The sequence below is a fragment of the Nocardioides agri genome (assembly GCF_013778305.1).
GTDB lineage: Bacteria > Actinomycetota > Actinomycetes > Propionibacteriales > Nocardioidaceae > Nocardioides > Nocardioides agri.
Genome location: NZ_JACEIC010000002.1, coordinates 148,266 through 160,244, shown reverse-complemented (window position 1 = coordinate 160,244; position 11,979 = coordinate 148,266). Strand labels below are relative to the sequence as shown.

Annotated in this window: 14 protein-coding genes; 13 read left to right on the top strand and 1 reads right to left on the bottom strand. The window is 74.8% G+C overall.

Annotated elements, in window-relative coordinates; translation table 11 throughout:
• Positions 1-7: 7 nt before the first annotated feature.
• Genes HZF07_RS05325 through HZF07_RS05310 form a run of 4 tightly spaced genes read left to right on the top strand, consistent with a single transcriptional unit; the run spans position 8 to position 3,265 of the window.
• The gene (locus tag HZF07_RS05325) at positions 8-202 is read left to right on the top strand and encodes a DUF3046 domain-containing protein (protein ID WP_157340098.1); all 195 of its coding nucleotides are present in this window, start codon (positions 8-10) and stop codon (positions 200-202) included.
• On the top strand, positions 199-1,434 hold the full coding sequence (locus HZF07_RS05320; RefSeq protein WP_309504536.1) for an MFS transporter: 1,236 nt from the start codon (positions 199-201) through the stop codon (positions 1,432-1,434). The genes HZF07_RS05325 and HZF07_RS05320 overlap by 4 nt, the downstream gene beginning before the upstream one ends.
• Positions 1,435-1,439: 5 nt before the next feature.
• Positions 1,440-2,231 carry an S-methyl-5'-thioadenosine phosphorylase gene (locus tag HZF07_RS05315; RefSeq protein ID WP_309504534.1) on the top strand — a complete coding sequence of 264 codons (792 nt, stop codon included), beginning with the start codon at positions 1,440-1,442 and terminating at the stop codon, positions 2,229-2,231.
• Positions 2,228-3,265 carry an NAD-dependent epimerase/dehydratase family protein gene (locus HZF07_RS05310; RefSeq protein WP_181644830.1) on the top strand — a complete coding sequence of 346 codons (1,038 nt, stop codon included), beginning with the start codon at positions 2,228-2,230 and terminating at the stop codon, positions 3,263-3,265. Before HZF07_RS05315 ends, HZF07_RS05310 begins: the two co-directional genes overlap by 4 nt.
• Before the next feature lie 4 nt (positions 3,266-3,269).
• On the opposite strand, the gene HZF07_RS05305 is transcribed toward HZF07_RS05310, so the two are convergent.
• Entirely contained in the window at positions 3,270-4,595 is a 1,326-nt protein-coding gene (locus HZF07_RS05305; protein ID WP_157340095.1) for a hypothetical protein, read from the bottom strand.
• Between the two features lie 111 nt (positions 4,596-4,706).
• On the opposite strand from HZF07_RS05305, the gene HZF07_RS05300 reads away from it, so the two are divergent.
• From HZF07_RS05300 to HZF07_RS05260, 9 genes are all read left to right on the top strand, one after another.
• Positions 4,707-5,366, top strand: coding sequence for a glycosyltransferase family 2 protein (locus HZF07_RS05300; RefSeq protein WP_157340094.1), 660 nt, complete (start codon positions 4,707-4,709; stop codon positions 5,364-5,366).
• Positions 5,363-6,019 carry a TIGR04282 family arsenosugar biosynthesis glycosyltransferase gene (locus HZF07_RS05295; protein WP_181644829.1) on the top strand — a complete coding sequence of 219 codons (657 nt, stop codon included), beginning with the start codon at positions 5,363-5,365 and terminating at the stop codon, positions 6,017-6,019. Before HZF07_RS05300 ends, HZF07_RS05295 begins: the two co-directional genes overlap by 4 nt.
• Positions 6,016-6,585: a class I SAM-dependent methyltransferase gene (locus tag HZF07_RS05290; RefSeq protein WP_309504531.1), complete on the top strand. Its 570-nt coding sequence runs from the start codon at positions 6,016-6,018 to the stop codon at positions 6,583-6,585. Before HZF07_RS05295 ends, HZF07_RS05290 begins: the two co-directional genes overlap by 4 nt.
• Positions 6,582-7,733, top strand: a complete 1,152-nt coding sequence (locus tag HZF07_RS05285; protein ID WP_157340093.1) for a molybdopterin-dependent oxidoreductase — start codon at positions 6,582-6,584, stop codon at positions 7,731-7,733. Before HZF07_RS05290 ends, HZF07_RS05285 begins: the two co-directional genes overlap by 4 nt.
• Complete coding sequence (locus HZF07_RS05280) at positions 7,730-8,137, top strand: hypothetical protein (RefSeq protein ID WP_157340092.1); 408 nt, start codon at positions 7,730-7,732, stop codon at positions 8,135-8,137. The genes HZF07_RS05285 and HZF07_RS05280 overlap by 4 nt, the downstream gene beginning before the upstream one ends.
• Positions 8,138-8,139: 2 nt before the next feature.
• Entirely contained in the window at positions 8,140-8,823 is a 684-nt protein-coding gene (locus HZF07_RS05275; RefSeq protein WP_157340091.1) for a response regulator transcription factor, read from the top strand.
• Positions 8,813-9,952 (top strand): sensor histidine kinase, encoded by a 1,140-nt coding sequence (locus tag HZF07_RS05270; RefSeq protein WP_157340090.1) that lies wholly within the window; start codon positions 8,813-8,815, stop codon positions 9,950-9,952. Before HZF07_RS05275 ends, HZF07_RS05270 begins: the two co-directional genes overlap by 11 nt.
• A gap of 191 nt (positions 9,953-10,143) precedes the next feature.
• Entirely contained in the window at positions 10,144-11,193 is a 1,050-nt protein-coding gene (gene recA, locus HZF07_RS05265; protein ID WP_157340089.1) for a recombinase RecA, read from the top strand.
• Between the two features lie 31 nt (positions 11,194-11,224).
• On the top strand, positions 11,225-11,905 hold the full coding sequence (locus HZF07_RS05260; protein WP_157340088.1) for a regulatory protein RecX: 681 nt from the start codon (positions 11,225-11,227) through the stop codon (positions 11,903-11,905).
• Positions 11,906-11,979: the final 74 nt, after the last annotated feature.

Genomic DNA, 11,979 nt, shown 5'->3' with positions numbered 1-11,979 from the left:
GGGACCGATGAGACACACCGAGTTCTGGAGTCGGATGGACGACGCCCTCGGGCCGGGGTACGCCCGGTCCTGGGCGGACATGTTCGTGATCGGAGAGCTGGGCGGACGCACCGTCAACGATGCGCTCGCCGCCGGGGTACTGCCGAAGGAGGTGTGGGCCGCAGTATGGCGAGTTCTCGAGCTGCCACCGAGCAAGAGGTGAGCCTGGCGGCGGTCCAGCGCCGGACGATCCGCACGCTGGTGGCCTCCCAGGCGGTCGGCGCGATCGGCATCACGATCGGCATCGCCACCGCGTCGCTGCTCGCCCGCGACATCTCGGGCTCGGAGCGCCAGGCCGGACTCGCGCAGACCTTCCAGGTCCTCGGCGCGGCCATCGCCGCCTACCTGCTCGCCCGCCTCATGTCGGGGCGTGGGCGGCGGGTCGGCCTGATGACGGGCTACCTCGTCGGCGCCGCGGGCGCGGTGCTCGCCGTCGTCGCCGGCGTGCTCGACTCGATGGTGGTGCTGCTGGTCGGCGCGCTCCTGCTGGGCGCCACGGCGGCCGCCAACAGCGGCGCGCGCTACGCCGCCACGGACCTCGCCCCCGACGCGCACAAGGGCCGGGCCCTCTCGACGGTGGTGTGGGCGACCACGATCGGTGCCGTCGCCGGACCCAACCTCACCGGTCCCGCCGGCGCGTTCGCCGAGTGGCTCGGCATCCCGGAGCTCACCGGTCCGTTCGCGCTGGGCTCGATCGGGATGCTGGGCGCCGCCCTGCTGGTCGGCCTGCTGCTGCGCCCCGACCCCCTGCTGCTCGCCCGGGAGGCGGCGGGCGCCCAGGCGACACCCCCGTCGGGCACGGCCTGGGCGCGGGCGGTCGAGGCCGCCCGCGCCCGCCCGGTGCTGGCCTTCGCCGTGCTCGGGATGGCCTGCGCGCACGCGGCGATGGTCGCGGTGATGGTGATGACGCCGCTGCACATGGAGCACGGGCACGCCGAGCTGCGCGTCATCGGGCTGGTGATCAGCCTGCACGTGCTCGGCATGTTCGCCTTCTCGCCGCTGGTCGGCGTGCTCGCCGACCGCACCGGTCCGCCGGCGGTCCTGGTCGAGGGCGCGGTGCTGCTGCTGGCCGCGCTGGTGCTCTGCGGCTCGGCCCCCGAGGGCAGCTCATGGCAGATCTTCGTCGGCCTCTTCCTGCTCGGGCTGGGCTGGTCGTTCGCCACCGTCGCCGCCTCGACGCTCATCGCGCGCTTCGCCCCGCTCGACGCCCGCACCGACGTCCAGGGCGCGGCCGACCTCGTCATGGGCCTGACCGCCGCGACGGCCGGTGGGCTGGCGGGCCTGGTCGTCGGCACATGGGGCTACCCCGAGCTGGCGATCTCCTCGTGCGGCCTGGTCGCGCTGGTCGCCATCGGCGGACTGGGTGCCCGCGCCACCACCCGCCTGGCAGTCTGACGTCCGTGAACTCCACCGCGGAGGTCGCCGTCATCGGCGGCACCGGCTTCTACTCCTTCCTCGACGACGTCGAGGAGCACGCCGTCGAGACGCCGTACGGCGCGACCTCGGCGCCGATCGCCGTCGGCGAGGTGGCCGGCCGGCGGGTGGCCTTCCTGCCCCGGCACGGCCGGCACCACGAGTTCCCGCCGCACGCCATCCCCTACCGCGCCAACCTGTGGGCGCTGCGCGCGCTCGGCGTGCGGCAGGTGCTCGCACCGTGCGCCGTCGGCGGCCTGACCCACGACGTCGCGCCCGGTGACCTCGTCGTGCCCGACCAGCTCGTCGACCGCACCCACCGCCGGATCTCGTCGTACGTCGAGACGGGGGCGGTCCACCTCCCGTTCGCCGATCCCTACTGCCCGGGTGTCGCGGGCGCACTCGCGGCGGCCGACCCGGACGTGAGGTCCGGGGGAGCGATGGTCGTCATCGAGGGACCGCGCTTCTCCACGCGCGCCGAGTCGCAGCGCTACGCGGAGTCCGGGGGCACGCTGATCAACATGACCGGCGCCCCGGAGGCGGCCCTCGCCCGCGAGCAGCGGCTCTGCTACGCGGCACTGGCGCTGGTGACCGACATGGACGCCGGCGCCGAGTCCGGCGCCGGGGTCGGCCAGGAGGAGGTGTTCGCGCTCTTCCGGGCGAACCTCGAGCGGCTCACCGGCCTGCTCGCGCGCGCCGTCGCGGCGTTGCCCGACCCGGCCGGCTGCTCGTGCTCGACCTGGGCCGACGGCATCGACCTGACCTACGACGTGCCGTGAGGGTGCTGCTGACCGGCTCGGCCGGGTTCATCGGCAGCGCCGTCGACGCCGCGCTCGGCGACGCCGGCCACGAGGTCGTGCGGGTCGACCTGATGCTGCCGGAGGCGCACGGCGCCACCGACCCGCCGCCCGGGACCCACCGGCTCGACGTGCGGGACGCCGCGGCATGGGGCGATCTGCTCGCGGGCGTCGACGCCGTCTGCCACCAGGCGGCCGTGGTCGGCGCGGGCGTGCGCGTCGGAGACCTGCCGGCGTACGCCGGGCACAACGACCTCGGCACGGCAGCGCTCCTGGCCGCGATGCACGACGCCGGGGTCGCGCGGCTCGTGCTCGCCTCCTCGATGGTCGTCTACGGCGAGGGTCGCTACACCTGCCCCGAGCACGGCGACCAGGTGCCGCCACCGCGCCGCCGCGAGGCCCTCGAGGCCGGCGACGTGGAGAACCACTGCCCGGAGTGTGGCCGGGTCCTGGGCTGGGCGCTGGTCGACGAGTCGGCCCGGCTCGACCCGCGCTCGTCGTACGCCGCCAGCAAGGTCGCCCAGGAGCACTACGCCTCCGCGTGGGTCCGGCAGGCCGACGCGGCGGCGGTGGCGCTGCGCTACCACAACGTCTACGGACCGGGGATGCCGCGCGACACGCCGTACTCCGGCGTCGCCGCGATGTTCCGTTCCTCGCTCGAGCGTGGCGAGCGACCACGCGTCTACGAGGACGGCGGCCAGATGCGCGACTTCGTGCACGTCTCCGACGTGGCGCGGGCCAACCTGCTCGCGCTCGAGGCTGTCGTCGAGGCTCCCTCGGGCCGGTACGACGCCTACAACGTGTGCTCCGGGGAGCCGGTCTCGATCCTGCGCGTCGCGGAGCTGGTCGGCGCCGGAAGCGGGATCGACCCCGAGGTGACCGGCGGCTTCCGGCTCGGCGACGTGCGGCACGTCGTGGCCTCGCCGGCGCTGGCCCGCGCCGAGCTCGGGTTCGCCGCCGCGATCCGTCCGGACATCGGGCTCCGGGCGTTCGCGACCGCTCCACTGCGGCCGTGAGGGCTCACCAGCTCGTGTAGAGCAGGTGCTGCACGGCCAGCGCCCAGACGACCTGCAGGCCCAGCCCCCAGCGGCGCCACCGCTCCGGCAGCAGCGCGACCGAGATCGTCAGCCACGGCACGAACGGCAGCCAGATCCGCTCGACCTCCGCCTTGCTCATCCGCGACGCGTCGGCGAGGAGCACGGTCAGCGCGGCCGCCGCGACCAGGAGCGCGACCGCACGCGGTCGGCGCGCGACGGCGGTCTGCGCCAGACCGGCGCCCAGCAGCGGGCCGGCGCACACCAGCAGGGCCGCGAGGTTGCCCCACAGCCAGTACGACGCGGGTCGGTCGGCGGCGATGCCGTCCCAGTAGCGCTCGTGCAGCACTCCGATCGCCTCCCACCAGGCGAACCCGGCGGCGGCGAACCCGAGCACCACGGCCAGGGCGGTCGCAGCGGCGACCGGCAGCGGCAGCCAGGAGCGCGCGGCCAGCAGCACCGCGAGGGCCAGCACGCCCAGGAGCGGCAGGCCGTAGGACATCATCACGGCGGCGCCGAGCAACAGGCCGGCCAGCGCCGCCCACGCCGTCGCGCCTCGGCGCGACGCTGCCGTCGCCGCGATCGCCAGGCACGCCAGGCCCCAGGCGCCCACCGCGGTGAACACCGCGTCCGCCGAGACGGCCAGGAAGACCGCGGCCGGGGTGAGCACCAGGAGCGGGGCGGCCGCCCGGGCCGCCTCCTCGGCACCGAGCGCGCGCAGCGTGACGAGGACGGCGACCACGGCTGTTGCAGCCAGGGCCGTCACGACGACCCCCGCCACCGTCGGGTCGCCGAGCCCGAGCCGGTCGAGCCCGACGAAGAACAGCAGGGCCAGGGGCGGGTGGCCGGCCGGCTGCGTGGGCCACGCCTCGGGTGAGTCGATCGGGATCCGGTCGACGTAGCCATGCAGGAGGCCGGGCACGTCGGTGACGGCGCGCGCGGCCGGCAGGTACTCGTAGCGGTCGCCGATCGCGCGGCCCAGGCCGTCGCCACCGTCGACCAGCGCGAGCGAGAGCAGCCACGCCAGCCCCGCGGCGTACGACGCCGCGAGCAGCCGACCCCAGGAGAGCCGCCGTGCGAGGCCAGGGCCGAAGCGCACGCCCAGCGCCGCGACCAGGACCGCCGGCAGGGTGCCGGGGCCCCACCAGGTGGGCCGCCAGAAGCCGTGGAGCGGCGGCACCTCGCCGCTCACCGTGCTGCGCGGCGCCCGCGGCCAGACCTCCCAGCCGAGCACCGGTGGGACGGCGAACGCCAGCGCCACGAGGAGCAACGCCACCCCGAGGCCGACCCAGGCGGCGCGCGTGGTGGACATGGATCGACCCTAGGGGCGCGCGGCGCCGCGGCGACCGCGCACGCTGCTTCGTCACGGGTTCGTAAGGGTTGGCCGGGGTCAGCCGACGGCCGCCGCGCCTACGGTCGCGACATGGATCCCGTCTGCGACCTGGTGCTGCCCTGCCGGGACGAGGCGCCCGCGCTGAGGGTGCTGCTGCCGACCGTGCCGGAGGAGTTCGCCGTCATCGTCGTCGACAACGGCTCGCGCGACGGGACTGCCGACGTGGCGCGCGCGCTCGGCGCGACCGTGGTCGCCGAGTCCCGGGCCGGGTACGGCGCGGCGGTGCACGCCGGCGTGCTGGCGGCCAGGCGCGAGTTCGTCGCGGTCATGGACGGCGACGACTCGTTCGACCCGGCCGCGCTGCTGCCCCTCCTCGCCGACGTCCGGTCCGGACGCGCCGACCTCGCCGTGGGCCGGCGGCGACCGGTCGGGCGCGGCGTGTGGCCCTGGCACGCCCGCACCGGCAACGCGATCGTCCTCTGGCTGCTGCGCCGCCGCATCCGCGTCACCGTGCACGACATCGCCCCGATCCGGGTGTGCCGCCGCGACGCGCTCCTCGGGCTGGCAGTTCAGGACCGACGCTTCGGCTACCCGCTCGAGCTGCTCCTGAAGGCGACCGCCGCCGGATGGCGGTTCGTCGAGCGGGACGTCGCCTACCGTCCACGCGCCGCGGGGACGCGGTCGAAGGTCTCGGGGTCGATGCGTGGCACGCTCCGCACGGCCCGTGACTTCTGGCGGGTGATGGCGTGAGCGACGTCCGAGCCCTCGTGGTCGCCAAGGCGCCCGTCGCCGGCCAGGTCAAGACCCGCCTGGCCGTGCACGTCGGCGCTCGGGCGGCGGCAGAGGTGGCCGCGTCGGCGCTCCTGGACACGATCGCCTCCTGCGAGGCGGCGTTCGGCGCCCGCGCGTGCCTGCTCGCGTTGGCGGGCGACCTGTCCGAGGCCGTCCGGGGCGAGGAGATCGGCGAGGCTCTGGAGGGCTGGGCCGTGCGACCCCAGCGCGGGCCTGGGTTCGCCGAGCGGCTCGCCAACGCGCACGCCGACCTGCCGGCCGGCCCGCCGGTCGTCCAGATCGGCATGGACACCCCGCAGGTCAGGCCCGAGGACCTGCGCGCCGTCGCCGTGGCGCTCCGCGACCACGAGGCGGTGCTCGGGCCCGCCGAGGACGGTGGTTGGTGGGTGCTCGGCCTGCGTGACCCGAGCGCGGCGACCCTCCTGCGCGACGTGTCCATGTCTGCACCGACGACGTACGACGAGACGCGTGCGGCCCTGATCGGCGGAGGTCTCACCGTCGGCACCGCGAGGACGATGCGGGACGTCGACGACGCCGCGGACGCGCGGGCGGTGGCTGGGCTCGCCGCGGCCGGTGAGTTCGCCCGGACCTGGCGGGCGGTCGCGCCGTGAGCGTCGAGCAACCGGTCACCCGGCTGCGGATCGACCATTGGGACCGACCGGTCGACCAGCACGACGCGGCGATCCTCTCGCGCTGCGTCGGGCCGACGCTCGACGTCGGCTGCGGTCCGGGCCGGTTCACGGCCGGCCTGGCCGAGCGGGGGCACGTCGTGCTCGGCATCGACGTGGTGCCGAGCGCGGTCAGCTCGACCCGCGACCGCGGCGGTGCCGCGCTGCGGCGCGACGTCTTCGGCGACCTGCCGGGCGAGGGACGCTGGGGGACGGCGTTGCTCGCCGACGGCAACCTCGGCATCGGCGGCGACCCGGTCGCCCTGCTCGGCCGGCTCCGGACCCTCCTCGACCCCCGCGGCCGGGTGGTGGCGGAGGTGGCGGAGCCCGGCACGGAGGCGGTCCGCGACTACGCCGCGGTCGAGCACGGCGGCGCCACCCAGGTGGTCCCGTGGGCGGTCGTGGGGATGGACGGGATCGACGCGATCGTGGACCGCGCGGGGTTCGCGGTCGTCGACCGGCTCGAGTGCTGCTCGCGCTGGTGCGTGGTGCTCGCGGCGGCAGCATGAGGATCCCGTCCGACGCCTCGTTCGGCTCCCGGCTGCGGAGCGCGGCGGTCACGGCGCGGGTCGGCCTCTGGCTCGGGATCTGCTTCGGAGTCTGCTTCGCCACGGGTCTGGTGAGCCACTACGCCCAGAACGCCGCGCACCCGGTGCCGTTCCCGGCCAGCCCCGCCTGGGGCTACCGGGTGACGCAAGGGCTGCACGTCGTCACCGGCACGGCCGCCGTGCCGCTGCTGCTGGTCAAGCTCTGGACCGTCTACCCCCTGCTCTTCCGCCCGCCCGAGCGCGGCTGGCGCCGCCTCGGTGTCGACCTCGCCGAACGGGCCTCGATCGCCGTGCTCGTCGCCGCAGCCGTCTTCCAGCTGGCGACGGGACTGGCCAACTCCGCCCAGTGGTACCCGTGGGCGTTCTCGTTCCGATCGACGCACTACGCGATCGCGTGGGTCGCAGTCGGCGCGCTGCTGCTGCACGTCGCGGTGAAGCTGCCCGTGATCCGCGGAGCCCTGCGGGCGGACGTCGACGCCACGGCGTACGACCGGCCGGCGGCGACCGCCGACGGCGTGCTCTCTCGCCGCGGTCTGCTGCGGGCGACCTGGCTCTCGGCCGGGGTCGCGGTGCTCGCGACCGCCGGCAGCACGGTGCCGTGGCTGCGGCAGGTGTCGGTGCTCGGGGTGCGGTCCGGCGACGGACCGGCAGGTGTCCCGATCAACAAGTCCGCCGCCGCGGCCGGCGTCACGGCCAGCGCCACCGCCGACGACTACCTGCTCACGGTCGCCGACGGTGACCGGTCGCGGACCTTCACCCGGGCGGACCTCCTCGCGCTGCCCCAGGCCTCCTGCACCCTGCCGATCGCCTGCGTCGAGGGCTGGAGCGCCTCCGGCGTGTGGACCGGGGTGCGGGTGCGCGACCTGCTCGACCTCGTCGGGGCACCGTCGGGTGCCGACGTCGTGGTCACCTCCCTGCAGGAGTCCGGCCCCTACCGCACGACCCGTCTGCACGCGAGCTTCGTCGAGGACGACCGCACGCTGCTGGCGCTCTCGCTCGCCGGTGAGCCGCTCGCACTCGACCACGGGTACCCGGCCCGCATCATCGCGCCGAACCGGCCGGGCGTGCTGCAGACCAAGTGGGTGTCCCGTCTGGAGGTGGCCGCGTGACCGGGGCGGTGCGGACGGCGCTCGGTGCCCTCGGCCTGCTGCTGGCGGCGTACGGCGGCTGGCTGCTGCTCAGCCGGGGCCACGACCTCCTGGGCGTCGCCACCTGGCTGGTCGCGGGCGTGCTGCTTCACGACGCCGTGCTCGCGGTCGTGACCGTGGCACTCGGAGGGCTCGCCGTCCGGCTGGCACCGGTCGCGCTGCGCGCGCCGCTCGTCGTGGGGTTCGTGGTGCTCGGGCCGCTGACACTGCTGGCCGTGCCGGTGCTGGGCCGGTTCGGCGCGCGGGCGGACAACCCCACGCTGCTCGACCGCGACTACACCACCGGCTGGCTGGTGCTCGCGGGGCTGACGGCGCTGGCGGTCGCCGTGGCCGCACTCGTACGCTCGCGGTCGGCGAGGAGGTGAGGATGGCCCGGGTCCTGGTGGTCGACGACGACCACACCGTCCGCGAGGTGGTCGTCTCCTACCTGCGCGCGCACGAGCACGAGGTCGTCGAGGCCGGCGACGGTGAGGCGGCGCTGCGGGCGATGGCCGAGGCGCCGGCCGACCTGGTCGTCCTGGACCTGATGCTGCCCGGCATCGACGGGATCGAGGTGTGCCGCCGCCTGCGCGAGACCCGCGACGTCCCGGTCGTGATGCTGACCGCGCTCGGCGAGGAGACCGACCGGGTCGTGGGGCTGGAGGTCGGGGCCGACGACTACGTCACCAAGCCCTTCAGCCCGCGCGAGCTGGCGCTCCGGGTGGACTCGGTGCTGCGGCGGAGCGCGCGGGGGAGCGTGCCGCGCCGGCTGAGGGACGGTGACCTGGTGATCGACGAGGCGGCCCGCACGGCGTCCCGCGACGGCGCGGAGCTGGCCCTGACCGGCCGGGAGTTCGAGCTGCTGCGCTACCTGCTGGCCCACCCGGGCACGGCGTACTCGCGCGAGGACCTGCTGCGCGAGGTGTGGGGCTGGTCGGTCGGCGACCAGTCCACGGTCACGGTCCACGTCCGCCGGCTCCGGGAGAAGGTCGAGGCCGACCCGACCCGCCCCGAGCGGCTGGTGACGGTGTGGGGTGTCGGCTACCGCTGGGAGGCTCGCGATGACGGATGACCAGGTGCAGATCGTGCTGGTCGCGGCCGGGTGCGCCGTCGGCGTCGGCGCCGTCGGCCTCCTCGCCGCATGGCTGGTGCGGCACCGCTCGATCCGGTGGCAGCTGGGCCTGATCGTCGTCGTGTCGATCGGCTCGGTGCTGGCCGGGGTCGTCGCGGTCTCCCGGTTGATGTTCATCTCCCACCACGACTGGGAGGTCGTGAGCCTGGTCGCTGCCGTGGCCGGCGTGGTCGCGCTCGTGGTGGCACTGGCGCTCGGTGCGGCCATCTCGCGCTGGTCCGAGACGCTGCGCCAGGGCGCGCGCACCCTCGACCTGCACGGGTCCTACGTCGCCGACCCGCGCGGGCCCAGCGAGCTCCAGGCCCTCTCGGAGGAGCTGGCGCGGACGAGCGAGCGGCTCGCCGAGTCCCGGCTCCGCGAGGCGCGGCTGGAGAGCTCTCGCCGCGAGCTGGTGTCCTGGGTCTCCCACGACCTGCGCACCCCGCTCGCCGGCATGCGGGCGATGACCGAGGCCCTCGAGGACGGGATGGCCGCCGACCCGGAGCGCTACCACCGCCAGATCCGCGTCGAGGTCGACCGGATGGCGCGGATGGTCGACGACCTCTTCGAGCTCTCCCGCATCCACGCCGGCGTCCTGGCCATCAACCCCGAGCCCTTGGCGCTGGTCGACCTGGTCAGCGAGGCGATCGCGGGTGCCGACCCCGTCGCGCGGGCGTTCAGCGTCCAGCTGGGTGGCAGCGCGGAGGACGGCGTCGAGGTGGTGGCCGACCCTGCGGGGCTCAGCCGCGTGCTGACGAACCTGGTCATGAACGCCGTCCGGCACACTCCGGCGGACGGGACGGTCGAGATCCTCGGCCGCGCCGTCCCCGACGGGGTGGAGCTGAGCGTGCGCGACGAGTGCGGGGGCCTGAGCCCGGAGGAGATGGACCGCGTCTTCGACGTCGCCTGGCGCGGCGCGGCCGCGCGGACGCCCCAGCCGGAGCCCGCCCAGCAGTCCGAGGCCCAGCACGGCGCGGGGCTGGGCCTGGCGATCGTGAAGGGGATCGTCGAGGCGCACCGCGGGGTCGTCGAGGTGGAGAACGTCGGCGGCCCGGCCGGCTGCCGGTTCCGGGTGCTGCTGCCCGGCTGAGCGCCGAGGAGCGCGCGGACACGCCGGGGCCAATGCCGGCATCGAACAGGTGTTCGGGCTAGTTTCTCTCCACAGGCACGACTCGAACGAGGTTCTCCACAGATCTGGACGGCGCTGATCAGGCGCTGTCGGTGGCTCGCTCTAACGTCGCCGATGTGCCTGGAACCCGACGAGAGACAAGGAAGCAGCAGATGGCTGGAGGAGACCGCGAGAAGGCCCTGGACGCCGCCCTCGCCAACATCGAGCGACAGTTCGGCAAGGGCTCGGTCATGCGCCTCGGCGACGAGACCCGCGCCCCCCTCGAGGTGATCCCGACCGGGGCGATCGCCCTCGACGTCGCCCTCGGCCTCGGCGGTCTGCCGCGTGGCCGCGTGGTGGAGATCTACGGCCCCGAGTCGTCGGGCAAGACGACGGTCGCGCTGCACGCCGTGGCCAACGCCCAGGCGGCCGGCGGCATCGTGGCGTTCATCGACGCCGAGCACGCGCTCGACCCGGAGTACGCGAAGGCCCTCGGCGTCGACACCGACGCCCTGCTGGTCTCCCAGCCCGACTCGGGTGAGCAGGCCCTGGAGATCGCGGACATGCTGATCCGCTCCGGAGCCCTCGACCTGATCGTCATCGACTCGGTGGCCGCGCTCGTGCCGCGGGCCGAGATCGAGGGCGAGATGGGCGACAGCCACGTCGGCCTGCAGGCCCGCCTGATGAGCCAGGCGCTGCGCAAGATGACCGGTGCGCTCAACAACTCCAAGACGACCGCGATCTTCATCAACCAGCTGCGCGAGAAGATCGGCGTCATGTTCGGCTCGCCGGAGACCACCACCGGTGGCCGGGCGCTGAAGTTCTACTCCTCGGTGCGCCTCGACGTGCGCCGCATCGAGACGCTCAAGGACGGCACCGACATGGTCGGCAACCGGACCCGCGTCAAGGTCGTCAAGAACAAGGTCGCCCCGCCGTTCAAGCAGGCCGAGTTCGACATCATGTACGGCAAGGGCATCAGCCGCGAGGGTGGCCTGATCGACGTCGGCGTCGAGGCGGGCCTGGTCCGCAAGGCCGGTGCTTGGTACACCTACGAGGGCGACCAGCTCGGCCAGGGCAAGGAGAACTCGCGGAAGTTCCTCAAGGACAACCCCGACCTCGCCAACGAGCTCGAGAAGCGGATCCTCGAGAAGCTCGGCGTCGGCCCGCAGGTCGACCAGGAGGCGCCGCTCTCCGACGAGCCGATCGGCGTCGACTCCTTCTGACGGTGGCCTCGGGGGACTGAGGAGCAACGACATGACGCTCGAGGAGGACCGGCCGCCGCCCGACTGGCTCGGTGACGTCTCGACGGGGGTGGACGCGTGGACACGCCGCGCGTCCGCCCCTGCCGCGGCCCCGGCGGTGGAGGACAACGGACGTCCCGTCTCGCGACGAGGCGGCGCCCCGCCCCCCGAGGACACGGCCGTCCAGGTCCCGGAGGCCGACCCGGAGTCGGTCGCCCGCAAGATCCTGCTCGACCAGCTCACCGGGCAGGCGCGCAGCCGCAAGGAGCTCGCCGACAAGCTGAGCGCCAAGAACGTCCCGCCCGAGGTCGCCACCCGTCTCCTCGACCGGTTCGAGGAGGTCGGCCTGGTCGATGACGAGGCCTTCGCGCGCTCGTGGATCGCCTCCCGGCAGCCGGGCAAGCACCTCGCCCGCCGGGCGCTGGCCCAGGAGCTGCGCCGCAAGGGCGTCGACGACGAGGTCGCCCGCGAGGCGCTTGACGAGATCGACCCGGCGGACGAGGAGGAGGCGGCGCGGGCGCTGGTGCGCAAGAAGCTGCGCTCGCTGAGCCGGGTCGATGACACCACGGCGACCCGCCGCCTCGTCGGGATGCTGGCTCGCAAGGGCTACGGCTCCGGGCTGGCGTTCGCCGTGGTCAAGGACGAGCTCGCGGCCTCGGGCCGGGAGGGGCCTGAGACGGCTATGGACGACTGACCCCACCGACCCGACACAATGTCGGCGTGGCGGCTGAGCGCGAAGTCCTGGCCTGCGAGCTGTTCGGCACCGCG